This window comes from Pseudomonas sp. P110(2024), from assembly GCF_057480795.1.
Genome location: NZ_JBLIYT010000001.1, coordinates 365028 through 389650 on the forward strand (window position 1 = coordinate 365028; position 24623 = coordinate 389650).

The following is a 24623-nucleotide window of genomic DNA, read 5'->3' on the forward strand; positions in this document are numbered from 1 at the left end:
ACAAAAAAGGGGCTACATTATGACGCCCCTCGGCGTATCGGGCAATGAGCGCCTGTCGCCGACGCCAGACCCCGTCGTCATGCCCTCGCGAGCCTGACAGCGAGCCCCGGCACCGGTACAATCGACCTCTTTGCCGCATCGCTTGGAGTCCGATCTCCCGTGTCAGTTCTGCGCCTACCGCAAATGTCGGCCACGGCCGGCAAACAAACCTGGGGCAACCTGCCCGGCGCCGCCTTGAGCCTGGCCATCGCCGAGGCGGCCAGTACCGCCGGTCGCTTCACCCTGTTGCTGACCGCCGACAGCCAGGCGGCCGACCGCCTCGAGCAGGAGCTGCGCTTCTTCGCGCCGGCGCTGCCGGTGCTGCCGTTCCCAGACTGGGAAACCCTGCCCTACGACCTGTTCTCGCCGCACCAGGACATCATCTCCCAGCGCATCGCCAGCCTCTACCGGCTGCCGGAGCTGGACCACGGCATCCTGGTCGTGCCGATCACCACCGCCCTGCACCGCCTGGCCCCCACGCGCTTCCTGCTGGGCAGCAGCCTGGTGCTGGACGTCGGCCAGAAGATCGACGTCGAGCAGATGCGCACGCGCCTCGAGGCCAGCGGCTACCGCTGCGTCGACACGGTCTACGAGCATGGCGAGTTCGCCGTGCGCGGCGCGCTGATCGACCTGTTCCCCATGGGCAGCAAGCAGCCGTACCGCATCGACCTGTTCGACGACGAGATCGAGACCCTGCGCACCTTCGACCCGGAGTCGCAGCGCTCGATCGACAAGGTCGACTCGATCCGACTGCTGCCGGCGCGCGAGTTTCCCATGCAGAAGGACGAGGTGACGCGCTTCAAGGCGCGCTTCCGCGAACGCTTCGACGTGGACTTCCGCCGCAGCGCGATCTTCCAGGACCTCACCAGCGGCATCATCCCCGCCGGCATCGAGTACTACCTGCCGCTGTTCTTCGAAGAGACCGCCACCCTGTTCGACTACCTGCCGGCGGACACCCAGGTGTTCTCCCTGCCGGGCGTGGAGCAGGCCGCCGAGCATTTCTGGAACGACGTGCGCGGGCGCTATGAAGAGCGCCGCGGCGACCTCAGCCGACCGCTGCTGCCGCCGGCGGAGCTGTTCATGCCGGTGGAGGACTGCTTCGCCCGCCTCAAGCAATGGCCACGGGTGGTGATCGGTGCCGACGACGTCGAGCCCGGCGTCGGCCGCGAGCGCTTTCCGGCCCGCGCCCTGCCCAACCTGGCCATCGAGGCCAAGGCCAACCAGCCGCTGGCGGAACTGGCGAACTTCCTCGACCAGTTCCCCGGCCGGGTGCTGTTCACGGCGGAATCGGCGGGCCGACGCGAAGTGCTGCTGGAGCTGCTCGAACGCCTGAAGCTGCGCCCGCACACCGTCGACGGCTGGGCCGACTTCGTCAATGGCGGCGAACGCCTGGCGATCACCATCGCGCCGCTGGACGACGGCCTGCTGCTGGACGACCCCAGCCTGGCCCTGGTCGCCGAAAGCCCGCTGTTCGGCCAGCGCGTGATGCAGCGCCGGCGCCGCGAGAAACGCGGCGAGGCGGCCAACGACGCGGTGATCAAGAACCTCACCGAGCTGCGCGAAGGCGCCCCGGTGGTGCACATCGACCATGGCGTGGGCCGCTACCTGGGCCTGGCGACCCTGGAGATCGACGGCCAGGCCGCCGAGTTCCTCACCCTCGAATACGCCGAGGGCGCCAAACTCTACGTGCCGGTGGCCAACCTGCACCTGATCGCCCGCTACACCGGCAGCGACGACGCCCTGGCGCCTTTGCACCGGCTGGGCTCCGAAGCCTGGCAGAAAGCCAAGCGCAAGGCCGCCGAACAGGTGCGCGACGTCGCCGCCGAGCTGCTTGACATCTATGCCCGCCGCGCCGCGCGCAAAGGCTATGCCTTCGCCGACCCGGCCGCCGACTACGCCACCTTCAGTGCCGGCTTCCCGTTCGAGGAAACCCCCGACCAGCAGGCCGCCATCGAGGCGGTACGCGCCGACATGCTCGCTGGCCAGCCCATGGACCGCCTGGTCTGCGGCGACGTCGGCTTCGGCAAGACCGAAGTGGCCATGCGCGCCGCCTTCATCGCCGTGCACAGTGGCCGCCAGGTGGCGGTGCTGGTACCCACCACCCTGCTCGCCCAACAGCACTACAACAGCTTCCGCGACCGCTTCGCCGACTGGCCGGTGAAGGTCGAGGTGATGAGCCGCTTCAAGTCGGCCAAGGAAGTCGCCAGCGCCGCGGCGGAACTGGCCGAAGGCAAGATCGACATTCTCATCGGCACCCACAAGCTGCTGCAGGATGATGTGCGCTTCAAGGACCTGGGCCTGGCCATCATCGACGAGGAACACCGCTTCGGCGTGCGCCAGAAAGAACAGCTCAAGGCCCTGCGCAGCGAAGTGGACATCCTCACCCTGACCGCAACGCCGATTCCCCGCACGCTGAACATGGCGGTGTCGGGCATGCGCGACCTGTCGATCATCGCCACTCCGCCGGCCAGGCGCCTGTCGGTGCGCACCTTCGTCATGGAGCAGAACAAGAGCACGGTCAAGGAAGCGCTGCTGCGCGAACTGCTGCGCGGCGGCCAGGTGTACTACCTGCACAACGACGTCAAGACCATCGAGAAGTGCGCCGCGGAACTGGCCGAACTGGTGCCCGAGGCGCGCATCGGCATCGGTCACGGGCAGATGCGCGAGCGTGAACTCGAACAGGTGATGAGCGACTTCTACCACAAGCGCTTCAACGTGCTGATCGCCTCGACCATCATCGAGACCGGCATCGACGTGCCCAGCGCCAACACCATTGTCATCGAGCGCGCCGACAAGTTCGGCCTGGCCCAGCTGCACCAGCTGCGCGGCCGTGTCGGGCGCAGCCACCACCAGGCCTATGCCTACCTGCTGACGCCGCCGCGCCAGAAGATCAGTGCCGATGCCGAGAAACGCCTGGAGGCCATCGCCAACACCCAGGACCTGGGCGCGGGCTTCGTCCTGGCCACCAACGACCTGGAGATCCGCGGCGCCGGCGAACTGCTTGGCGAAGGCCAGAGCGGGCAGATCCAGGCCGTCGGCTTCACCCTGTACATGGAAATGCTCGAGCGCGCGGTCAAGGCCATCCGCAAGGGCAACCAGCCGAACCTCGAGCAGCCGCTGGGCGGCGGCCCGGAGATCAACCTGCGCCTGCCGGCGCTGATCCCCGAGGACTACCTGCCCGACGTGCATGCACGCCTGATCCTCTACAAGCGCATCGCCTCGGCGGCCGACGAAGAGGGCCTCAAGGACCTGCAGGTGGAAATGATCGACCGCTTCGGCTTGCTGCCAGAGCCGACCAAGAACCTGATGCGCCTGACCCTGCTCAAGCTGCAGGCGGAAAAGCTCGGCATCAAGAAAGTCGACGCCGGCCCCAACGGCGGCAAGCTCGAGTTCGAGGCCGAGACCCCGGTCGACCCGCTGACCCTGATCAAGCTGATCCAGGGCCAGCCCAAACGCTACAAGTTCGAAGGCGCGACCCAGTTCCGCTTCCTGGTGCCGATGGAACGCCCCGAAGAACGTTTCAACACCCTGGAAGCGCTGTTCGAGCGCCTCACTCCACAAAATCCATAAGGAAGCTTCATGCGTGCCATCCGTTGCCTGACCCTGCTGCTGGCCCTGCTCGCGCCGGCTGCCTTCGCCGCAGGCCCCTACCAGGTAGAAATGATCCTGGTGCGGCAGAACGCCGTGCCGGCGATCACCAGCCCCTTCGCTCCGGAAGACTGGAGCGCCGGCGCGCCGCGCCTGGAAAAAGGCGCCGAGCGTCCAACCGGTTTAGGTGATGAAGTCACCCGCCTGCAGGCCACCGCCGACTACACCGTGCTGCTGCACAAGGCCTGGCAGCAGGACACCGAGACTGTCGCCCTGGGCGTCGGCGACGAACAGTTCGGCCACTTCCCCATCGAGGGCAACCTGAGCATCAGGGAAGATCGCTTCATCGCCGTCGACGCCAACTTCTGGGTCAACCAGCTCGATGGCAACGGCAGCGTGCTGCAGAGCGAACAGCTCAAGCAGAACAACAGCAACATGAAGGCCGGCCAGCTGACCTTCTTCGATGGCGGTCACCTGGCGCTGCTGCTCAGGGTTTCGCCGGCCGGCATGCGCAAGATCCCACTGCCGGACCCGGAAATGATGGAGCAGTGACGTGAACGCCGATGTGCAGAAGCTGGCAGCCGAGAACCCGAGCTGGAAGCGCGACTTTTCCGCAGCCACCCTGCAACGGGGCGAACGGTACGCCGAACAGGGCCTGGTGCAGATCCAGTCCCACGGCGACTCGCGCATCGAATCCACCTGCCACGGCAGCGGCGGCAACGTCTACCGCCAGCGGATCATCATCACTGCCGGCCCCTCCGGGCAGTGCCATGTGCGCGGCGACTGCTCCTGTCCGGTCGGCACCAACTGCAAGCACTGCGCCGCCGCGCTCTATACCCTGGCCAACCGCTACGGACAGGTCGCGGCCAACGGCGACCAGCTGCCCCATCACCTGCAGCACTGGCTGCAGGGGCTGGAGCCGCCTGCGCCGCGACAAGACGCCACGCAAGACAAGCGCGGCCGCATGGTCTGCTACCAGCTGATACTCAACGACGACCAGAGTTGCGCGCTGCGTGTGCGCAAAGGCACCCGCGAAGAGCACGGCATTCGCTACAGCCGCGTCCAGTCGCTGTACGAACTGCTCTACGAGCCGCCAAAGTTCGTCAAGGACGAGGACCTGCGCATCCTGCGCCAGCTCTCGGCGCAGACTGCACCCTACGGCCATGAGCGCGGCTATCCACTCAAGGGACACGAAGGCGGCGAGCTGCTGCAACGGGCACTGGACACCGGGCGCATGATGTTCATCGAAGGCCTGCCCATGCTGATCCCGGGCGCGCCCCGCCAGGCAGCGTTCCGCTGGGTACGCCTGGACAACGGCGACTATCGCGGCCTGTGGTACAACGGCGAGGTACCGCTCGATTGCGTGCTGCCGCTGGTGCCGCTGTACTACTTCGATATCGACACCCAGGAAGTCGGCACCGTTTCCCACGACCTGGATCCGCACACCGCCCTGCAGCTGTCCCTTGCTCCCGATGTACCGGAACACCTTATCGTGCCCCTCAGCCACAAGCTCAACGCCCTCAATCATCAGCTGCCGACGCCCACTACCGTGCAACAGGAACAACTCGACAACATCGAGCCGATCCCGCACCTGACCCTCGGCAGCCTCGAGTTCAGCGCCTACACGCCCAAGACCGGACGCATGCAACGGCAGATGCAGCACCGCGCCGCGCTGGCGTTCGACTACGACGGCCTGCGCGCCAGCGGCGGCGACGACAAGCCGCTGAGCCGCCTGGTGGGCAGCACCAGCCAGCGCATCCGCCGCCAGCCCCAGGCCGAGCAGGCCCTGCGCAAGGCATTGCGCGAGCAGGGCTTCAAGCCCGCCACCCGCCAGAGCAAGGCCCTGCCCGACAGCGCCGGCGAAATGTACCAACTGCCCGACGACGAAGCCTGGCTGCGCTTCGCCCGCGAAGGCCTGCCGCGCCTGCGCGAGGCCGGCTGGGCCATTGACGTGCACCGCGACTTCGCCTTCAACCTGCACGAGGTCGACGACTGGTACGCCACCATCGACGAAGCGCCGGGCCATGAATGGTTCGACCTGGAGCTGGGCATCGTCGTCGACGGCCAGCGACACAGCCTGCTGCCAATAGTCCTGCAGCTACTGCGCGCCAGCCCCGAGCTGCTGCGCCCCAGCGAGCTGGCGCGGCGCAGTGACGATGAACACCTGCTGATCGACCTCAACCGCGCCCGCCACGACAGCCCGGCGCTGCGAGTCGCCCTGCCCTACGGGCGGATCAAGGCGGTGATGGGCACCCTGGGCGAGCTGTACCTGCATGAGGACGCCAGCGGCCCGAGCCTGCGCCTGGAGCGCGCCGACGCCGCGCGCCTGAACGACATCGACCACCTGCCACTGCAATGGCAAGGCGGCAACCATGTCCGCGACCTGGGCCGGCGCCTGCGTGACGCCCGCGACCTGCAGGTGACGCCGCCCAAGGGCCTGAACGCCACCCTGCGCCCCTACCAGCAGCAAGGCCTGAACTGGCTGCAGGCCCTGCGCGAAATGGGCACCGGCGGCATCCTTGGCGACGACATGGGCCTGGGCAAGACCCTGCAGACCCTGGCCCACCTGCTGCTGGAGAAGGAAGCCGGGCGCCTGGTCCACCCGGCACTGGCGGTGATGCCCACCAGCCTGGTGCCCAACTGGCTCGACGAGGCCCGGCGCTTCGCCCCCGACCTGCGCGTCCTGGCCCTGCACGGCCCCGGCCGCAGCAAGCACTTCGCCAACCTGGCCGACTACGACCTGGTACTGACCACCTACGCCCTCGTCCCTCGCGATCTTGAACACCTCAAGGCCCAGTCCTGGCACCTGCTGGTACTGGACGAGGCGCAGAACATCAAGAGCAGCACCAGCAAGGCCGCCCAGGCGGTGCGTGAGCTGCAGGCCAGTCAGCGGCTGTGCCTGACCGGCACCCCGATGGAGAACAACCTCGGCGAACTGTGGTCGATCTTCCACTTCCTGATGCCCGGCTGGCTGGGTGACAGCAAGCGCTTCACCCAGGACTACCGCACCCCGATCGAGCGCCACGGCGACGCCGAGCGCATGGCCCACCTGGCCAGCCGCATCCGCCCGTTCCTGCTGCGCCGTACCAAGGAGCAGGTGGCCACCGAGCTGCCGGCCAAGACCGAGATGATCCACTGGGTCGAGCTCAGCGACGCCCAGCGCGACACCTATGAGGCGGTACGGGTGGCGATGGACAAGAAGGTCCGCGACGAAATCGCCCGCAACGGCGCCGCCCGCAGCCAGATCGTCATCCTCGACGCGCTGCTCAAGCTGCGCCAGGTGTGCTGCGACCTGCGCCTGGTCAAGGGCACCGAGGCCAAGGGCACATTCGCCGACAAAGGCAAGCTGGGCAGCCTGCTGGAAATGCTCGAGGAGCTGCTCAGCGAGGGGCGCAAGGTACTGCTGTTCTCGCAGTTCACCTCGATGCTGGCGCTGATCGAGTTCGAACTGGAGAAGCGTGGCATCCGCTACAGCCTGCTGACCGGCGACACCCGCGACCGCCGCGCGCCGGTACAGCAGTTCCAGAATGGCGACAGCGAGGTGTTCCTGATCAGCCTCAAGGCCGGCGGCACCGGACTGAACCTGACCGCCGCCGACACCGTGATCCACTACGACCCGTGGTGGAACCCGGCCAGCGAAAACCAGGCCACCGACCGTGCCTACCGTATTGGCCAGGACAAGCCGGTGTTCGTGTTCAAGCTGATCACCCGGGGGACGGTGGAGGAGAAGATCCAGCAGTTGCAACAGGAAAAGGCAGCGCTGGCGGCCGGGCTGCTCGATGGCGGGCAGGCCGGGCAATGGCGGCTGGGGGATGACGAGATCGAGGCGCTGTTCGCGCCGCTGCCAGGCAAACGAAGTAAGTAAAAGCCCGCCCCACGAGCCCTGAGGGCTTCTTGGGGACGGGCCTGCCCCGCGATGAGGCCGGCGAGGTTAATCGACCAGCTGGGCTTCCTTCAACGCCCCCAACGCCTCCAGCCAACGCGGCTGCTGTCGGTAATCGGTACGCGCAAAGCCCTGCCCGCGCATCCGCGCGATGCGCGGCGACGGCTTGACCTTCATCCGCTGCGCCGCGCTCAGCGCCAGCTCCGCCGCCGCTCGGTCGTTGCACACCAGGCCCATGTCGCAGCCGGCGCTCAGGGCCGCCTCGATACGACTGGCGGCATCACCCACCACATGGGCGCCGGCCATGGACAGGTCGTCGCTGAAGATCACCCCGTCAAAGCCCAGTTCGCCCCGCAGAATGTCCTGCAGCCAGCGCCGGGAGAAGCCGGCCGGCTGATTGTCGACCTGCGGATAGATCACGTGGGCCGGCATCACCGCCGCCAACTGGCCACCCAGGCGGGTGAACGGCACCAGGTCGGCCGCGCGCAACTGCTCCAGACTGCGCTCGTCGACCGGGATCGCCACATGGGAGTCGGCCTCGGCCCAGCCGTGGCCGGGGAAATGCTTGCCGCAGGCAGCCATGCCCGCGGCGTTCATGCCGCGGATGAACGCACCAGCCAGCGCGGTGGCACGCTGTGGATCGCCTTCGAAGGCGCGGCTGCCGACCACGGCGCTGCGCTGGTGATCGAGGTCCAGCACCGGAGCGAAGCTCAGGTCCAGGCCCACCGCCAGCACCTCGGTGGCCATCAGCCAGCCGCACTGCTCGGCCAGGTACTCGGCGTTGGCGTTGTCGGCGATCGCGCGCATGGCCGGCAGGCGCACGAAACCCTGGCGCAGACGCTGGACCCGCCCGCCTTCCTGGTCCACGGCGAGGATCAGTTCGGGGCGGATGGCGCGGATCGACGCGCACAGCTCGCGCACCTGACGCGGGCTGTCGATGTTGCGGGCAAAGATGATCAGGCCGGCCACTTCGGGCTGGCGCAGCAGATGGCGGTCTTCGGCGGTCAGCCATTTACCGGCGATATCCACCATCAGGGAGCCTTGCAGGCTGGAAGTCATAGGGAGTCCTTCATGGGAGGAGGTCCAGGGGCGCTTCGCCGTGGCGCGGGCGCACGCAACCATCGGACAACGAACTGCCCGATGGTTCAGTGGCGAAGCGGCCGTGGTGGCGGAAAATGCGGCGGGAGACAAGGTCTGGCATGGGCGTTAGCTTAGCGCAAGCGCCCTGCCCCGCCCAGTGCTCAGGCCTTGGCGGGGGCGGCGGACTTGCTGCGCGGACGCAACTGCGCCGTGGCCATGGCCTCGTCGGTAACGCCGCTGTCGGCGCGCATGCCGGCGGCCAGGAACGGCACCATCAGGCGCATGACCTGCTCGATCGAGGTGTTGATGCCGAAATCGGTCTCGGCGATGGCCCGCAGGGCCTTGATCCCCGACATGCTGAACGCCGCGGCGCCAAGCATGAAGTGCACGCGCCAGAACAGCTCCAGCGGCGGAATACGCGGCGCGGCCTCGTTAACCAGCAGCATGTAGCGGCGGAACACCTTGCCGTACATGTCTTCCAGGTAACGTCGCAGATGACCCTGGCTCTGGCTGAAGGCCAAGCCCAGCAGGCGCATGAAGATCGACAGGTCGTTGTTGCTGCGCGGCTGCACGGCCAGGGCCTGCTCCACCAGCATTTCCAGCAGCTCCTCGAGCGAGGCCTTCTGCTCGGGACGCGCCTGGCGGCGTTCCAGCTCGCGCTCCAGGCTCGCGCAAAACGGCCCCAGGAAGCGCGAGAACACCGCCTGGATCAGGGCTTTCTTCGAACCGAAATGGTAGTTCACCGCCGCCAGGTTGACCCCGGCCTTGCTGGTGATCAGCCGCAATGAGGTTTCCGCGAACCCGCGCTCCGCGAACAGCTGCTCCGCCGCATCGAGGATGCGTTCAACGGTTTCCGATTGGGCCATGACTACTCCGCCTGACAAACAGTTGTTTGAAACATACGTTTCAGACCTGCCAATGTCAAGGCTGGGTGACCGGTCGGTCGCCATTTAAAAGCGCCAAGAGTCAGGCTGCAAGCGACAAGATGCGTCGGCCATCCGATCTTTCTTGGTCCGGGTGGGTTGCAGGCTGCGAGCCACTGTATATAATCCCAGTCACTGTATAAAAAGACAGAGCCCTCGCCCATGCTGAAACTGACGCCACGCCAAGCCGAGATTCTGGCCTTCATCAAGCGCTGCCTCGAAGACAACGGCTTCCCGCCGACCCGCGCCGAGATCGCCCAGGAGCTGGGCTTCAAGTCGCCCAACGCCGCCGAGGAACACCTGAAGGCCCTGGCCCGCAAGGGCGCCATCGAGATGACACCCGGAGCTTCCCGCGGCATCCGCATTCCCGGCCTGGAGCCGAAAAGCGACGACAGCGGCCTGCCCATCATTGGCCGGGTCGCCGCCGGCGCACCAATCCTCGCCGAGCAGCACATCGAGGAATCCTGCAACATCAACCCGGCCTTCTTCCATCCCCGCGCCGACTACCTGTTGCGCGTACACGGCATGAGCATGAAGGACATCGGCATCTTCGACGGCGACCTGCTGGCCGTGCACACCACCCGCGAAGCCCGCAACGGCCAGGTGGTGGTGGCCCGCATCGGCGACGAAGTGACCGTCAAGCGCTTCAAGCGCGAAGGCAGCAAGGTCTGGCTGCTCGCCGAAAACCCCGAATTCGCCCCCATCGAAGTCGACCTGAAAGAACAGGAGCTGGTGATCGAGGGCTTGAGCGTCGGCGTCCTGCGCCGCTGAACCAGGAGGCGCCATGCAGCCGTTCACCCATGCACCCCAGCAAGCCCAGCTGCCGCTGTTCGAAGCCTTTCTCGCCCAGCCGGTGCTGCCTGGCCTCAAGCCCGCCCCGACGCCGCGCAAGAGCAGCCAGCCCGAGCTGTTCAGCGAACTAACCCTGCGCGGCGCACCCGGGCATTGCCAGAGTCTGCTGGCACCGGTCCTGCGCGAACTCAGCGAAGAAGACGACAGCCGCTGGCTGACGCTCATCGCCCCGCCCGGCAGCCTCACCCAGGCCTGGCTGCGCGATGCCGGCCTGAACCGTGAACGCATCCTGCTGCTACAACCCGGCGGCAACCAGACCGCCCTGCAACTGGCCTGCGAAGCCTTGCGCCTGGGCCACAGCCACACGGTGGTCAGCTGGCTAGGCACCCTGAATAGCAATGCTCGTCAACAGCTCCAGCGCGCCGCCGCCAGCGGAAACGCACAAAGCCTGAACATCCGCCTCGGCTGATGTTCAGGCTTTGCCTGTCAAACGCTTGAAACCCTGGGCCTGTAACCTGCCTCAGTGAAGGACGCGTGGCCCCTCTTCACGCTCGAAGTCACCCTCGACGAGGCGACCGGCCATCTGCACGCCGACGCTGAGCATGGCCTTGGCCACTTCCACATGCTGTCCTTGCAGGAATGCCTTGGCATCCTCGGAGAAATCCAAGGTCACCAGGGAGCCTTCATCTTCGGCGCGGCGCAGCTCGATCCGGCCATCAGGCAACTCGACAATTTCTAGAAAGGACGTTGACATAAAGGGCCTGCTTTTCACGAAAGGCCAGTAGTGTACCAGCCATGGCGGCAGTCAGCACTCACTCAGCGCTTCGCGGAAGCGTCTCACCAGGCTTTTCAGATTCTGCCGCCAGGCTTCGAGCTCCTCGCGGGAAAGCTCGGCTGGCTCGCGCGCGTCCAGATTGACGGCTTGGATCAGCGGTTGGGTGACGTCGCCCTTCACGGGTTTCTGCGCGACCGGCGGTCGGAACAAATCGGCATAAGCGGCCAGCAGACGCGCCAGCCAGGTTTCCGGTTGACGGGCGAGCTCCAGCAGCTCGGCCATTTCCGGGATCGCCACGCTCTGCAGCACCTCGTCACTGAACAGCAGCTCGGCCCGTGGCGCTGAAGCCTGCGGCAAGCGGTAGAAGCCGGCGATCTCGTGGCACAACCCCAGCAGTGCGCCATACAGGTGGAACAGCGCCGATTCGCGCTCGGCCTGGAGCAGGCCCTGGGCGTTCATGGCCTGGCTGTCGGCGGCCTTGGCCATGGATTCCAGGGCGAGGCCGGCGAAGAACAGTTTCTGGTTGGTGCGGGTGTAGAGTTCCTGGGCCATTTCGGCTGACTCCTGAAGGCTGCAAGACGATTGCCTGCAGTTTCAGGGATTGCGCTTTGCTTGTCATCAAATGACTGGGACCGCTTCGCGGCCCCAGTCACAACTTAGATCAGCGCTTGTCTTCGACCTTCCACGCCTTGCCGTCGTAGAACGCCTTCCAGCCGGTCGGCTTGCCGTCGACCTCGGACTGCACGTACTGCTCCTTGGTCTTGCGGCTGTAGCGAATCACCGCCGGGCGCCCATCCGGGTCCTTCTGCGGCGCTTCGCAGAGGAAGTGGTACTTCGGATCGATCTCGTGCTTGTGCGGAACGATCTCCAACACCAGCGGCGCACGGGTCTCGCGGTTCTTCGGGAACTGGCTGGCGGCCAGGAACAGCCCCGAAGCGCCGTCGCGCAGCACGTAGGTGTCGTCGACCTTCTCGCACTTGAGCTCCGGCATGTCCACCTTGTCCATCTTCGGCGGCGCTGCCTCGCCGCTCTTGAGCAGCTTGCGGGTGTTCTTGCAGGTAGGGTTGGTGCAGCCGAAGAACTTGCCGAACCGGCCGGTCTTGAGCTGCATCTCACTGCCGCACTTGTCGCACTCCAGGCTCGGGCCTTCGTAGCCCTTGATGCGGTAGCTGCCCTCCTCGATCTCGTAGCCAGCGCAGTCCGGGTTGTTGCCACAGATATGCAGCTTGCGCTTCTCGTCGAGCAGGTAGGCGTCCATCGCAGTGGCGCAGATCGGGCAACGGTGCTTGCCGCGCAGCACCAGCGACTCGGACTCGCCCTCGTCGTCGGCGGCGATCTCGTCGCCCGGCACCAGGTTGACCGTGGCCTTGCAGCGCTCCTTCGGCGGCAGGCTGTAACCCGAGCAACCAAGGAACACGCCGGTGGAGGCAGTACGGATCATCATCGGCCGGCCGCATTCCTTGCAGGCGATGTTGGTCAGGGTGGGCTGGTTGGCCCGCATGCCGTGCTCGGTGGACTCGGCAGTCTGCAGCTTCTTGCTGAAGTCGCCATAGAACTCGTCAAGGACGTTCTTCCAGTCACGCTCACCCTGGGCCACGTCGTCGAGGTTCTCTTCCATGCCTGCGGTGAAGCCGTAGTCCATCAGGTTGGCGAAGCTCTCGGACAGGCGCTCGGTGACGATGTCGCCCATTTTCTCGGAGTAGAACCGACGGTTGTGCAGGGTAACGTAGCCACGGTCCTGGATAGTCGAGATGATCGCCGCGTAGGTCGACGGTCGGCCGATGCCGCGCTTTTCCATTTCCTTGACCAGGCTCGCTTCGGTGAAGCGCGCCGGTGGCTTGGTGAAATGCTGGCTGGGATCGAGCTGGATCAGCTTGAGCGCCTCGCCCTGGGCCATTTCCGGCAGCACGTCGTCCTCGCCCGGCTTGCTCTGCTGCGGCAGGACGCGGGTGTAACCGTCGAACTTGAGGATGCGGCCCTTGGCACGCAGCTCGAACTCGCCAGCCACCACGGTGACGCTGGTGGACAGGTATTGCGCCGGCGGCATCTGGCAGGCCAGGAACTGGCGCCAGATCAGCTCGTACAGGCGCTCGGCGTCACGCTCCATGCCGCTGAGCTTGGTCGGATGGGTGTTTACATCCGACGGACGAATCGCCTCGTGCGCCTCCTGGGCGCCTTCCTTGCTTCCGTAGACGATCGGCGCGGCGGGCAGATACTGCTTGCCGAATTCTTTCTCGATGTAGCTGCGCGCCATCTCGACCGCGTCGGTCGACAGGTTGGTCGAGTCGGTACGCATGTAGGTGATGTAGCCGGCTTCGTACAGACGCTGGGCCATCATCATGGTCTTCTTCACCCCGAAGCCCAGGCGGTTGCTCGCGGCCTGCTGCAGGGTGGAGGTGATGAACGGCGCCGAAGGCTTGCTGCTGGTCGGCCGGTCCTCGCGCTTGCTCACGCTGTAGCTGGAGGCCTTGAGCTTCTCCAGCGCGGCCATGGCCTGGGCTTCGTTGAGCGGCTTGAAAGCTTCGCCCTTCTCGCGAGCCACCTCGAAACGCACCTTGGCGTTCTTGGCGGTGCCCAGGTCGGCGTGGACTTCCCAGTACTCTTCCGGATTGAACGCGCGGATCTCGCGCTCACGCTCGACCACCAACTTTACCGCCACCGACTGCACACGACCTGCGGAGAGGCCGCGGGCGATCTTGGCCCACAGCAGCGGCGAGACCATGTAGCCGACCACGCGGTCGAGGAAGCGCCGCGCCTGCTGGGCGTTGACCCGGTCGATATCGAGCTCGCCCGGCTGGGAGAAGGCTTCCTGGATAGCCTTTTTGGTGATCTCGTTGAACACCACGCGCTTGTAGCGGCTGTCGTCGCCGCCGATGGCTTCGCGCAGGTGCCAGGCAATGGCTTCCCCCTCGCGATCCAAGTCGGTTGCGAGATAGATGGTGTCGGCATCCTTGGCCAAGCGGCGCAGTTCCTCGATCACCTTCTCCTTGCCGGGAAGGATCTCGTACTTGGCCTTCCAGCCCGCTTCCGGGTCGACGCCCATGCGCGCGACCAGGGTGCGGCGCGCCTTCTCCTTCGGCGACAAGGCCGGGGCCTGGGCCGCGGTCTTGCCGCGCTTGGCCGCCGGTTCCTTGCTCGCACTGGCGGAACCGCTGGTGGGAAGGTCACGGATGTGGCCGATACTCGACTTCACCACGTACTGGCTGCCCAGGTACTTGTTGATGGTCTTGGCCTTGGCCGGGGATTCCACAATGACCAGCGATTTGCCCATGGATCGGAGTATTCCTGAATCTGAAGATGAAAAACGCGTCAGGTGCCGGACGCGGCACCGCTATATATAGTGGCAAAAGAGTGAGGTCAAGCGTGGTCGATCACTCGTGCGCCTTGCCAAGCCGCTCGCCCAGCCCCTCTTCGGCCTTGACCAAAGCAAAGCGTGGCACCTGCTCGCCGTCAACCTCGACGGACTCCTGGAACATCGAAAGTGGCCTGACCCAGTAGCTGTAGTCACCATACAGGCACTGGTAGAAGACCATCCATTCTTCGCTTTCGGAATGCCGCGCCGCACTGAACACGCGGTATTCAGGGCCTTTGTAATGCCGGTACACACCAGGTTGTATCTGCATGTCACTCGCCCTCTTGAACAAATCCTGTAAAAAACAAAAGCCGGGGCACATGGCCCCGGCTGCTGTCCCGCAACGCGATCAGACGCGTTCGAAGACAGTGGTGATGCCTTGGCCCAGGCCGACACACATGGTGGCGACGCCCAGGGTACCGCCATTTTGCTTCATGACGTTGAGCAGGGTGCCGGAGATCCGCGCACCGGAGCAACCGAACGGGTGGCCCAGAGCGATGGCGCCGCCGTGCAGGTTAACCTTCTCATCCATCTTGTCGAGCACTTTCAGGTCCTTCAGCACCGGCAGGGCCTGTGCGGCGAAGGCTTCGTTGAGCTCGAAGAAGTCGATGTCGGCGATGGTCAGGCCAGCGCGCTTGAGGGCTTTCTGCGTCGCCGGGACCGGGCCGTAGCCCATGATCGCAGGGTCGACACCGGCCACCGCCATCGAGCGAATCACCGCCAGTGGCTGGATCCCCAGGTCCATGGCGCGCTGGCCGGACATGACGATCATGCACGAGGCGCCGTCGGTGATCTGCGAGGAGGTACCCGCGGTGACGGTGCCACCTTTGGGGTTGAACGCAGGCTTGAGCGACGCCAGGCCTTCGAGGGTGGTTTCCGGGCGAATGGTCTCGTCGTAGTCGAAGACCTTCAGGAAGCCGTTCTCGTCATAACCCTGCATCGGGATGATCTCGTCCTTGAACTTGCCCTCGACCGTCGCCTTGTGGGCGAGCTGGTGCGAACGCAGGCCGAACAGATCCTGTTGCTCACGGGTGATGCCGTGCATCTTGCCGAGCATCTCGGCGGTCAGGCCCATCATCCCGGAAGCCTTGGCGGCGTGCAAGGACATGTGCGGGTTGGGGTCGACGCCGTGCATCATGCTGACGTGGCCCATGTGCTCGACGCCACCGACCACGAACACATCACCGTTACCGGTCATGATCGCCTGGGCGGCGGTGTGCAGCGCGCTCATCGACGATCCGCACAGGCGGCTGACGGTCTGGGCGGCGGAGGTGTGCGGGATCTGGGTCATCAGCGACGCCATGCGGGCGATGTTCCAGCCCTGCTCCAGGGTCTGGTTGACGCAGCCCCAGATCACGTCCTCGACTTCCTTCGGATCGACCTTGTCGTTGCGCTCCAGCAGCTTGCTGATCAGGTGCGCGGACATGTCCTCGGCGCGGGTGTTGCGGTGCATGCCACCCTTGGAACGACCCATCGGCGTGCGACCGAAGTCGACAATCACCACGTCTCTTGGATTCAGGCTCATATCAATATTCTCGCTCTAGCTCGTTGGGCGCTCAGTTGAAGAAGCGCTGGCCGTTCTTGGCCATTTCGCGCAGCTTCGCAGTGGGGTGGTACAGCGGCCCCAGGTCGGCGTACTTGTCGGCCAGTGCGACGAACTCGGCGACCCCGATCGAATCGATGTAGCGCAGCGCGCCACCGCGGAAGGGAGGGAAACCGATGCCGTAGACCAGGCCCATGTCGGCTTCGGCGGCGGTCTCGACGATGCCGTCTTCCAGGCAACGCACGGTTTCCAGGCACAATGGCACCATCATCCAGTTGATGATGTCCTCGTCGCTGACTTCACGCTGCTCGAAGATCACAGGCTTGAGCACGTCGAGCACGCTGGCGTCGGCGACTTTCTTCGGTTTGCCGCGCTTGTCGGTCTCGTAGGCGTAGAAGCCCTTGCCGTTCTTCTGACCGAGGCGGTTGGCCTCGTAGAGGGCGTCGACGGCGGAGCGACGATCGTCCTTCATGCGGTCCGGGAAGCCTTCGGCCATCACATCGCGGCCGTGGTGGCCGGTGTCGATGCCGACCACGTCCATCAGGTAGGCCGGGCCCATCGGCCAGCCGAACTTTTCCATGACCTTGTCGATGCGCACGAAGTCGACGCCGGCGCTGACCAGCTTGGCGAAGCCGCCGAAGTACGGGAACAGCACGCGGTTGACCAGGAAGCCCGGGCAGTCGTTGACCACGATCGGGTTCTTGCCCATCTTCTTGGCGTAGGCCACGGTAGTCGCGACCGCGACTTCACTGGACTTCTCGCCGCGGATGACTTCGACCAGCGGCATCATGTGCACCGGGTTGAAGAAGTGCATGCCGACGAAGTTTTCCGGGCGCTTGAGCGCCTTGGCCAGCAGGTTGATGGAGATGGTCGAGGTGTTGGAGGCCAGGATGGCATCTTCCTTCACCTGGCCTTCCACTTCAGCCAGTACCGCTTGCTTGACCTTCGGGTTCTCGACCACGGCCTCGACGACGATGTCGACGTTAGCGAAATCGCCGTAGGACAAGGTCGGACGAATGGCGTTGAGTGCCTCGGCCATCTTCGCCGGGGTCAGGCGCCCCTTCTCGACGCGCTTGCCGAGCAGCTTGGAGGCCTCGTTCAGGCCCAGCTGGATGGCTTCCTCGCGGATGTCCTTCATCAGGATCGGCGTGCCCTTGACCGCCGACTGGTAGGCGATGCCGCCACCCATGATGCCAGCGCCGAGCACGGCGGCCTGCTTCACGTCGTGGGCGATCTCGTCATGGGCCTTGGCCTTGCGCTTGAGCTCCTGGTCGTTCAGGAACAGGCCGATCAGGCTCTCGGCGACCGAAGTCTTGGCCAGCTTGGCGAAGCCGGCGGCTTCGACTTCCAGGGCCTTGTCACGGCCGAAGTTGGCAGCCTTCTGGATGGTCTTGATGGCCTCGACCGGCGCCGGGTAGTTCGGGCCGGCCTGGCCGGCGACGAAGCCCTTGGCGGTCTCGAACGCCATCATCTGCTCGATGGCATTGAGCTTGAGTTTTTCCAGCTTGGGCTGGCGCTTGGCCTTGTGGTCCAGCTCGCCGCTGATGGCGCGCTTGATCAGGTCCAGGGCACCGGCCTGCAGCAGCTCGGGCGCCACCACGGCGTCGACGGCGCCGACCTTCAGGGCGTCCTCGGCACGGTTTTCCTTGCCCGAGGCGATCCACTCGATGGCGTTGTCCGAGCCGATCAGGCGCGGCAGACGCACGGTGCCGCCGAAGCCTGGGTAGATGCCCAGCTTGACTTCCGGCAGGCCGATCTTGGCGCTGCTGGACATGACCCGGTAGTCGGCGGCCAGGCACATCTCCAGGCCGCCACCCAGGGCAATGCCGTTGATGGCGACGACGGTCGGCACCTGCAGGTCTTCGAAGTCATTGAAAATGCGGTTGGCTTCCAGGTTGCCGGCGACCAGTTCGGCCTCGGGCAGCTTGAAGTTGTCGACGAATTCGGTGATGTCGGCGCCGACGATGAACACGTCCTTGCCGCTGCTGACGATCACGCCCTTGATCGAGGCATCGCCCTTGATCACGTCCACGGCCTGACGCAGCTCGTTCAGAGTGAGACGGTTGAACTTGTTGACGGACTCACCCTTGAGGTCGAACTTCAGTTCGACGATGCCGCTTTCAAGAGCCTTAACCGTGATGGCTTTACCTTCGTAAATCATCAACTGATCTCCACGATATGGAAGCTGAACAGTACACGTCGAACGCTGGCGCAAGAGCCGGTCTACCGGTCACTCGCTCCAGGCACACCCGTCGACGCGCTAATCGGGATTCTGTAAGAGCCGTCTGACATACAAACGCTCAATTCATACGCCCGTTTGACTTGGGTGTGCACACATTCTCCGAAATGAACGGCGTTGTCAAATGCTCGCGAACACCGTGAAAACGCGACTTTCCAGTCATCTTCTACCCACCGGGTACGAAACATGATGACAGTGATCGCCGACCATTCATGTCAGCGATAGACCATCACCGACGGCGAACGGCGCTTTTTTCTAAACGCATTCGCCAACGATGGCTACACTGGGCCTGCATGAAAGTGTTTCCGGCCTGCCTGGCCCTTTTCTGCACTGCAGAACGCAAAACGGCGCGCAAGAGCATGGTTGCTCCTGCGCGCCGTTTTGCGTTGATCAGGTTAGGCGAGGGTATCGAGGGCCTGGGCAATATCCTGCAAAACAGATTTATCGCCCCGCTCGCTCCAGTACAGGGCGATCATGCGCCGGTCGGCCTCGACCTTGTAGACGGTTGCCGGCAGACGAGCGAAGACCTCGGCCAGACGCGGCTCCTCGCAGGGTTCGCGCCACTGGTTCCACCACACGCCCGGACTGATCTGCCAGTAGCACCAGCAGTCCTCGCGGCCCTTGCGCCGCGCCCGGTGGTATTGCGGACAGGGGCTGGGCGGCTCCTTTTCCAGCCAGTGCGGCCACTGCTGCGGTGCCAGCTGCATGGCCAGCCCCATGCGCCGCCCCTCCAGGCGCAGGTTCATCTGTTCGCTCTGCTTGCGCGACTGACGCAGCCAGGCCAGCGGGCTGAGCATCAGCGCAAGGATTGACACCACTAGCCATACCGTCATATCTGTAGACCTTATAAAGCGTTGCAAATGAGCGGGTTATCCAGGTTTCACGCACGCCCGGCCCGAAAGCGACCATACTTCTACTATCGCGATTGTCAGGAGTACTGCACATGTCCTACGAACATCTTCTGGTCGCCGTCGACCTGACCGAAGAATGCGACCCGGTGATCAAGCGGGCCAAAGCCATCGCCCTGGCCAGCGGCGCCAAGGTATCCCTGGTGCATATCGTCGAACCCATGGCCATGGCCTTCGGCGGCGACGTGCCAATGGACCTTTCGCAGTTGCAGCAGCAACAGTTCGACCAGGCCAAGGAGCGCATGGACCGTCTGTACAACAAGTATCCGGACATCAATCGTGGCGATTCCCACCTGGTCTACGGCCAGCCGCGACAGGAAATCCACCAGTTGGCCAAGGATCAACACTGCGACCTGATCGTGGTGGGCAGCCATGGCCGCCATGGCCTGGCGCTGCTGCTGGGCTCCACCGCCAATGACGTGCTGCACGGCGCGCCGTGCGACGTACTGGCGGTGCGGTTGCAGAAGAAGGCCGAGTAAGCCTGTAATCGCGGGGCAGGCCCGCTCCCACACAGCTCGCCAGACGGGGCTGCGTGGGAGCGGGCTTGCCCCGCGATGCGTTCAGCCTTCCAGCTCGGCCCAGCGCTCCACCAGCACGTCCAGCTCGCCCTGCAGCTTCTCCAGCTTGGCCAGCACTGCGGTGGTTTCATCGATAGGACGCTGGTAGAAGTTCGAGGCATTGACCTCTTCCTGTACCTCGGCCATCTGCTGTTCCAGCGCATCGATCTGCCCTGGCAGCGCCTCCAGCTCGCGCTGCAGCTTGTAGCTGAGCTTCTTCTTGCTGGCATCGGCAGCAGGCGCGACGGCAGCGGCAGGTGCCTGCTCTTCCACCGTCTTGGCTACCACCGCGCTGTTGAGCTCGGACTTGCCGCCCTTGCTCTCGGTCACGCCCAGCAGTTTCGGCGAACCACCCTGGCGGATCCAGTCCTCGTAGCCACCGACGTACTCGCGCACACGGCCCTCACCCTCGAACACCAGGGTGCTGGTCACCACGTTGTCGAGGAAGGCCCTGTCGTGGCTGACCATCAGCACCGTGCCCTTGTAGTTGGACAGCACTTCCTCGAGCAGCTCCAAGGTCTCGACGTCGAGGTCGTTGGTCGGTTCGTCCAGCACCAGCAGGTTGGCCGGCTTGCTGAACAGCTTGGCCAACAGCAGGCGCGCGCGCTCGCCACCGGACAACGCCTTGACCGGCGTGCGCGCACGCTGCGGACTGAACAGGAAGTCGCCGAGGTAGCTCAGCACGTGGCGGTTCTGGCCATCGATCTCGATGAAGTCGCGGCCTTCGGCCAGGTTGTCGATGACAGTCTTTTCCAGGTCCAGCTGATGGCGCATCTGGTCGAAGTAGGCCACTTCCAGCTTGGTGCCGCGTTCGACCTTGCCAGACGTCGGCTCCAGGTCACCGAGCATCAGCTTGAGCAGCGTGGTCTTGCCGGTACCGTTGGCGCCGAGCAGGCCGATGCGGTCCTGGCGCTGCAGTACCATGGAGAAGTCCTTGACCAGTTTCGGGCCATCCTTGTGGGCGAAGCTGACATCTTCCAGCACCATCACTTGCTTGCCTGACTTGTCAGCCACTTCGATCTGGATATTGGCCTTGCCCTGGCGCTCACGGCGCTCGCTGCGCTCCACGCGCAGCGCCTTGAGCGCGCGTACGCGGCCTTCGTTACGGGTACGCCGGGCCTTGATGCCCTGGCGAATCCACACCTCTTCCTGGGCCAGGCGCTTGTCGAACAGCGCGTTGGCAGTGGCCTCGGCGGCCAGCTCAGCCTCCTTGTGCACCAGGAAGCTGGCGTAGTCGCCGTTCCAGTCGATCAGCCCGCCACGGTCCAGCTCGAGGATGCGTGTAGCCAGGTTCTGCAGGAAGGAGCGGTCGTGGGTGATGAACAGCACCGCGCCGTTGAAGCCGCTCAGGGCCTCTTCCAGCCAGGCAATGGCGCCGATATCCAGGTGGTTGGTCGGCTCATCGAGCAGCAACAGGTCGGGCTCGGACACCAGTGCCTGGGCCAGCAGCACGCGACGGCGCCAGCCGCCGGAGAGCTCGGCCAGGGTCTTGTCGGCCGGTAGCTGCAGGCGGCTCAGGGTGCTTTCCACCACTTGCTGCAGGCGCCAGCCGTCGCGGGCCTCCAGCTCATGCTGGACGTGCATGAGCTTTTCCAGGTCGTCATCGCCGTGGATGTTCTGGCTCAGGTGGTGGTACTCGGCCAGCAGCTCGCCCACGCCATCCAGGCCTGCGGCCACCACGTCGAACACGCTGCGCTCGTCGGCCACCGGCAGTTCCTGCGGCAGCTCGCCGATCTTCAGCCCCGGCGCGCGCCAGATATCGCCGTCGTCGGGCTTCTGCTCGCCCTTGACCAGGCGCAGCATGCTCGACTTGCCCGTGCCGTTGCGGCCGATGATGCACACCCGCTCGCCACGGGCGATCTGCCAGGACACTTTGTCCAACAGCGGCATGGCGCCGAACGCGAGGGACACATCGCTGAATTTGAGCAGGGTCATGATCATCTCCAAAAACCGGGCGCGCATTCTACCTGACTTGCCCCTTCACGGCATCAAAAGCCCATCGCCGGCAGCAGGGCGTCGGATAACAACTCGATACAAGCACAGTGCTTTCACCCGCCACCGGCAAACGGCTAAGCTAGACACTAATACCCAACAGTGCTGGCTCCGCCGTCACTTTCCATGGTTCTACTGCCCGGACGTATCATGCGCAGCCGCCTGTTACAAATTGCTTCCTGCCTGCTGCTCACCGCCACCGCCGCGAGTGCCGCACAGGCCGTCGACATCACCCAGCAGCGTCAGTACTACGACGAGGCCAAGCGCGCCCTGGCCAAGGGCGACAAGGGTCCTTACCTGCGTTACGCGCAGGCGCTGCGCGATTATCCGCTGACACCCTACCTCACCTATGACGAACTGACCGCCCGCCTGAAGAGCGCCAGCAACGAGGAGATCGAGGGCTTCCTCAAGGCCCACGGCGACCTGCCCCAGGCCAACTGGATGAAACTGCGCTGGCTGCGCTGGCTGGCTGAACGCGGCGAGTGGAACACCTTTACCCGATACTACGACCCCAAGCTCAACTTCACCGAGCTGGATTGCCTCAACGGCCAGTACCAGCTCTCCCACGGCCTGCGCGCCGAAGGTTTTGCCACCGCCGACAAGCTGTGGAACGTCGGCAAGTCGCAGCCCACCGCCTGCGACACCCTGTTCGCCATGTGGGCCGCCGAAGGCCAACTGACCGAGGCCAAGCGCTGGCAGCGCGCCAAGCTGGCGGCCCAGGCGCGCAACTATGGCCTGGCCAACAGCCTGGTCAAGACCCTCACCACCCTCGCCCCCCAGGGCAAGCTACTGATCGACGTGGCGCAAAAGCCGGAGTTGCTCAACCAGCCATCGCGCTTCACCCCGGTCAACGAAGCCATGTCCGACGTGGTCAGCCTCGGCCTGCGCCGCTTGGCCCGCCAGGACCCCGAGCAGGCCATGGCGCTGCTCGACGACTACGCCCAGCGCATGCACTTCTCCCGTGACGAGAAGGTCGCCATCGCCCGCGAGATCGGCCTGACCCTGGCCCGGCGCTACGACCCGCGCGCCCTCGACCTGATGACCCGCTACGACCCCGAGCTGCGTGACAACACCGTCAGCGAATGGCGCCTGCGTCTGCTGCTGCGCCTGGGCCGCTGGGAGGACGCCTACGAGCTGACCAGGCGCCTGCCCCAGGACCTGGCCAGCAGCAACCGCTGGAAGTACTGGCAGGCACGCAGCCTGGAACTGGCACAGCCGAACAACCCGCAGATTCCGCTGCTGTACAAGACCGTCGCCCGCGAGCGCGATTTCTACGGTTTCCTCGCCGCCGACCGGGCGCAGACGCCTTACCAGTTGAACAACAAGCCGCTGGCACTCAGCCAGGCGGTGATCAACAAGGTCCGCAACACCCCGGGTGTGCGTCGCGCCCTGGAGTTCCATGCCCGCGGCCAGATCGTCGAGGGCCGGCGCGAGTGGTACCACGTCAGCCGTCACTTCAACCGTGACGAGATGGTCGCCCAGGCCCGCCTGGCCTACGACATGCGCTGGTACTTCCCGGCCATTCGCACCATCAGCCAGGCCCAGTATTGGGACGACCTGGACATCCGCTTCCCCATGGCCCATCGCGACACCTTGGTGCGCGAAGCCAAGGTCCGCGGCCTGCATTCAAGCTGGGTTTTCGCCATTACCCGCCAGGAAAGCGCCTTCATGGAAGACGCCCGCTCCAGTGTCGGCGCCAGCGGCCTGATGCAGCTGATGCCAGGCACGGCCAAGGAAACCGCGCGCAAGTTCAGCATCCCGCTGGCCTCGCCGGCCCAGGTATTCAACCCGGACAAGAACATCCAGCTCGGCGCCGCCTACCTAAGCCAGGTGCACAGCCAGTTCAACGGCAACCGCGTGCTGGCCTCGGCCGCCTACAACGCCGGCCCCGGACGCGTACGCCAGTGGCTCAAGGGCGCCAAGCACTTGAGCTTCGATGTGTGGGTCGAGTCGATTCCGTTCGACGAGACGCGCCAGTACGTGCAGAACGTGCTGTCGTATTCGGTCATCTATGGGCAGAAGCTCAATTCACCGCAACCGCTGGTGGATTGGCATGAACGGTATTTCGACGATATGTGATCGAACCCTTTCGCGAGGCAAGTCGCATCGGCGCACCGATGTGACTTGCCTCGCGATGGCACTAATCGAGGACCTGGACGTCCATTCCCACCTGCAGCTGCCCCTCGCCATCCACCGCCAGGTTCTGGCCAAACAGCACATCCCCTTCCTTCTCGCGAAACGTCTTGAGCGTGGTCAACGGCTCGCGGTCCGGGCTGCGCTCGCCCGTGACGGGATCAAGGGTGGTGAGGATGCAGCGCACGCTCGGCTTGAGCACGCGGAAGGTCATGTCACCGATACGGATACGCTTCCAGCGGTCCTCGGCGAAGGCCTCGGCCCCCTCGACCACCAGGTTCGGGCGAAAACGCAGCATCTCCATGGGGCGCCCCACCCGCTGGCTCAGCTCATCCAGTGAGGCCTGACCGATCAGCAGCAACGGAAAACCATCGGGAAACGCTGCCCGGTCACTGTTGAGGCCGTAGCCGCTGGGCAGGTAGCGGGCCCGCTGTTCGGGGCAGTACACCAGCCTTACCGCCTTGCCCAGCAGGTCGCTGAGCCAGGCTGCAGCCGCATCGCCGGCATCGGGTACGCGCAAGGTGTCCCGCCAGATGGTGACGCCGCGCAGGGCCTCGTCGGCCGGCGGCACGGGCACCTCCAAGGGTGCCTGTCCCGGTGCCTGCAGCAGCAACTGGCCCTGCTCGCCGTAATCGGCGCCGACCTGCCCCAACCGGGGCCAGGCCCGCTGGGTCAGGAAGCGGCCATTCTCCTCCTCCACCACCAACCAGCGGCGGTCACCGTCCAGGCCAAGATTGCCGACCGCGGACGCTTGCAGGCCTTGGGCCCGCCCCGATTTTACCGGGTATCGATACAACGCACTCAGAAACATCCCTGCTC

Annotated in this window: 18 protein-coding genes; 7 read left to right on the forward strand and 11 right to left on the reverse strand. The window is 65.1% G+C overall.

Going from position 1 to position 24623, the window contains the following annotated elements:
* Window positions 1-159 precede the first annotated feature (159 nt).
* The 3 genes from mfd to AC25ND_RS01890 are packed head-to-tail and all read left to right on the forward strand — an operon-like array spanning window position 160 to window position 7492.
* The gene (gene mfd / locus AC25ND_RS01880; protein WP_486976068.1) at window positions 160-3609 is read left to right on the forward strand and encodes a transcription-repair coupling factor; all 3450 of its coding nucleotides are present in this window, start codon (window positions 160-162) and stop codon (window positions 3607-3609) included.
* A 9-nt stretch (window positions 3610-3618) separates the two neighbouring features.
* Entirely contained in the window at window positions 3619-4179 is a 561-nt protein-coding gene (locus AC25ND_RS01885; protein WP_028692733.1) for a CsiV family protein, read from the forward strand.
* A 1-nt stretch (window position 4180) separates the two neighbouring features.
* The gene (locus tag AC25ND_RS01890; RefSeq protein ID WP_083242040.1) at window positions 4181-7492 is read left to right on the forward strand and encodes a DEAD/DEAH box helicase; all 3312 of its coding nucleotides are present in this window, start codon (window positions 4181-4183) and stop codon (window positions 7490-7492) included.
* A 66-nt stretch (window positions 7493-7558) separates the two neighbouring features.
* On the opposite strand, the gene nagZ is transcribed toward AC25ND_RS01890, so the two are convergent.
* Window positions 7559-8557 carry a beta-N-acetylhexosaminidase gene (nagZ, locus tag AC25ND_RS01895; RefSeq protein ID WP_175406179.1) on the reverse strand — a complete coding sequence of 333 codons (999 nt, stop codon included), beginning with the start codon at window positions 8555-8557 and terminating at the stop codon, window positions 7559-7561.
* A gap of 194 nt (window positions 8558-8751) precedes the next feature.
* Window positions 8752-9456, reverse strand: a complete 705-nt coding sequence (locus AC25ND_RS01900) for a TetR/AcrR family transcriptional regulator (RefSeq protein WP_028692735.1) — start codon at window positions 9454-9456, stop codon at window positions 8752-8754.
* Between the two features lie 219 nt (window positions 9457-9675).
* On the opposite strand from AC25ND_RS01900, the gene lexA reads away from it, so the two are divergent.
* Together lexA and sulA are read left to right on the forward strand one after the other, a co-directional pair.
* Window positions 9676-10284 (forward strand): transcriptional repressor LexA, encoded by a 609-nt coding sequence (lexA, locus tag AC25ND_RS01905; RefSeq protein ID WP_028692736.1) that lies wholly within the window; start codon window positions 9676-9678, stop codon window positions 10282-10284.
* A 13-nt stretch (window positions 10285-10297) separates the two neighbouring features.
* Entirely contained in the window at window positions 10298-10774 is a 477-nt protein-coding gene (sulA, locus tag AC25ND_RS01910; protein WP_062359586.1) for an SOS-induced cell division inhibitor SulA, read from the forward strand.
* Between the two features lie 51 nt (window positions 10775-10825).
* Here sulA and AC25ND_RS01915 read toward each other — a convergent pair whose 3' ends face one another.
* The 7 genes from AC25ND_RS01915 to AC25ND_RS01945 all read right to left on the reverse strand — a co-directional run bounded on the left by AC25ND_RS01915 (window position 10826) and on the right by AC25ND_RS01945 (window position 19047).
* Window positions 10826-11059 carry a hypothetical protein gene (locus tag AC25ND_RS01915; RefSeq protein ID WP_023630868.1) on the reverse strand — a complete coding sequence of 78 codons (234 nt, stop codon included), beginning with the start codon at window positions 11057-11059 and terminating at the stop codon, window positions 10826-10828.
* A gap of 51 nt (window positions 11060-11110) precedes the next feature.
* Window positions 11111-11632: a DUF6586 family protein gene (locus tag AC25ND_RS01920; RefSeq protein ID WP_028692738.1), complete on the reverse strand. Its 522-nt coding sequence runs from the start codon at window positions 11630-11632 to the stop codon at window positions 11111-11113.
* Between the two features lie 109 nt (window positions 11633-11741).
* A complete protein-coding gene (gene topA / locus AC25ND_RS01925; protein WP_062359588.1) occupies window positions 11742-14351 on the reverse strand; it encodes a type I DNA topoisomerase in 2610 nt (869 codons plus the stop codon).
* Between the two features lie 100 nt (window positions 14352-14451).
* A complete protein-coding gene (locus AC25ND_RS01930) occupies window positions 14452-14703 on the reverse strand; it encodes a DUF1653 domain-containing protein (RefSeq protein ID WP_028692740.1) in 252 nt (83 codons plus the stop codon).
* A gap of 78 nt (window positions 14704-14781) precedes the next feature.
* Window positions 14782-15957, reverse strand: coding sequence for an acetyl-CoA C-acyltransferase FadA (fadA, locus tag AC25ND_RS01935; RefSeq protein WP_050704829.1), 1176 nt, complete (start codon window positions 15955-15957; stop codon window positions 14782-14784).
* A 31-nt stretch (window positions 15958-15988) separates the two neighbouring features.
* Complete coding sequence (fadB, locus tag AC25ND_RS01940) at window positions 15989-18136, reverse strand: fatty acid oxidation complex subunit alpha FadB (RefSeq protein ID WP_050704828.1); 2148 nt, start codon at window positions 18134-18136, stop codon at window positions 15989-15991.
* Window positions 18137-18609: 473 nt separating this feature from the next.
* Window positions 18610-19047, reverse strand: coding sequence for a hypothetical protein (locus AC25ND_RS01945; RefSeq protein WP_028692743.1), 438 nt, complete (start codon window positions 19045-19047; stop codon window positions 18610-18612).
* Window positions 19048-19157: 110 nt separating this feature from the next.
* On the opposite strand from AC25ND_RS01945, the gene AC25ND_RS01950 reads away from it, so the two are divergent.
* Window positions 19158-19601: a universal stress protein gene (locus tag AC25ND_RS01950; protein WP_028692744.1), complete on the forward strand. Its 444-nt coding sequence runs from the start codon at window positions 19158-19160 to the stop codon at window positions 19599-19601.
* A gap of 81 nt (window positions 19602-19682) precedes the next feature.
* Here AC25ND_RS01950 and AC25ND_RS01955 read toward each other — a convergent pair whose 3' ends face one another.
* Window positions 19683-21614 (reverse strand): ATP-binding cassette domain-containing protein, encoded by a 1932-nt coding sequence (locus AC25ND_RS01955; RefSeq protein ID WP_028692745.1) that lies wholly within the window; start codon window positions 21612-21614, stop codon window positions 19683-19685.
* Between the two features lie 207 nt (window positions 21615-21821).
* Between AC25ND_RS01955 and AC25ND_RS01960 the strand changes: the two genes are divergently transcribed.
* Window positions 21822-23750, forward strand: a complete 1929-nt coding sequence (locus AC25ND_RS01960; protein WP_028692746.1) for a transglycosylase SLT domain-containing protein — start codon at window positions 21822-21824, stop codon at window positions 23748-23750.
* A gap of 61 nt (window positions 23751-23811) precedes the next feature.
* On the opposite strand, the gene AC25ND_RS01965 is transcribed toward AC25ND_RS01960, so the two are convergent.
* Window positions 23812-24615, reverse strand: a complete 804-nt coding sequence (locus AC25ND_RS01965) for an MOSC domain-containing protein (RefSeq protein ID WP_028692747.1) — start codon at window positions 24613-24615, stop codon at window positions 23812-23814.
* Window positions 24616-24623: the final 8 nt, after the last annotated feature.

Excerpts from the sequence above, each read along its gene's own strand:
- AC25ND_RS01950 (WP_028692744.1), top strand. The coding sequence starts at position 19,158 with ATGTCCTACGAACATCTTCTGGTCGCCGTCGACCTGACCGAAGAATGC.
- AC25ND_RS01945 (WP_028692743.1), bottom strand. The coding sequence starts at position 19,047 with ATGACGGTATGGCTAGTGGTGTCAATCCTTGCGCTGATGCTCAGCCCG.
- fadB (WP_050704828.1), bottom strand. The coding sequence starts at position 18,136 with ATGATTTACGAAGGTAAAGCCATCACGGTTAAGGCTCTTGAAAGCGGC.
- AC25ND_RS01915 (WP_023630868.1), bottom strand. The coding sequence starts at position 11,059 with ATGTCAACGTCCTTTCTAGAAATTGTCGAGTTGCCTGATGGCCGGATC.
- topA (WP_062359588.1), bottom strand. The coding sequence starts at position 14,351 with ATGGGCAAATCGCTGGTCATTGTGGAATCCCCGGCCAAGGCCAAGACC.
- sulA (WP_062359586.1), top strand. The coding sequence starts at position 10,298 with ATGCAGCCGTTCACCCATGCACCCCAGCAAGCCCAGCTGCCGCTGTTC.
- AC25ND_RS01930 (WP_028692740.1), bottom strand. The coding sequence starts at position 14,703 with ATGCAGATACAACCTGGTGTGTACCGGCATTACAAAGGCCCTGAATAC.
- AC25ND_RS01920 (WP_028692738.1), bottom strand. The coding sequence starts at position 11,632 with ATGGCCCAGGAACTCTACACCCGCACCAACCAGAAACTGTTCTTCGCC.
- AC25ND_RS01960 (WP_028692746.1), top strand. The coding sequence starts at position 21,822 with ATGCGCAGCCGCCTGTTACAAATTGCTTCCTGCCTGCTGCTCACCGCC.
- AC25ND_RS01885 (WP_028692733.1), top strand. The coding sequence starts at position 3,619 with ATGCGTGCCATCCGTTGCCTGACCCTGCTGCTGGCCCTGCTCGCGCCG.
- AC25ND_RS01900 (WP_028692735.1), bottom strand. The coding sequence starts at position 9,456 with ATGGCCCAATCGGAAACCGTTGAACGCATCCTCGATGCGGCGGAGCAG.
- fadA (WP_050704829.1), bottom strand. The coding sequence starts at position 15,957 with ATGAGCCTGAATCCAAGAGACGTGGTGATTGTCGACTTCGGTCGCACG.
- lexA (WP_028692736.1), top strand. The coding sequence starts at position 9,676 with ATGCTGAAACTGACGCCACGCCAAGCCGAGATTCTGGCCTTCATCAAG.
- AC25ND_RS01955 (WP_028692745.1), bottom strand. The coding sequence starts at position 21,614 with ATGACCCTGCTCAAATTCAGCGATGTGTCCCTCGCGTTCGGCGCCATG.
- AC25ND_RS01965 (WP_028692747.1), bottom strand. The coding sequence starts at position 24,615 with ATGTTTCTGAGTGCGTTGTATCGATACCCGGTAAAATCGGGGCGGGCC.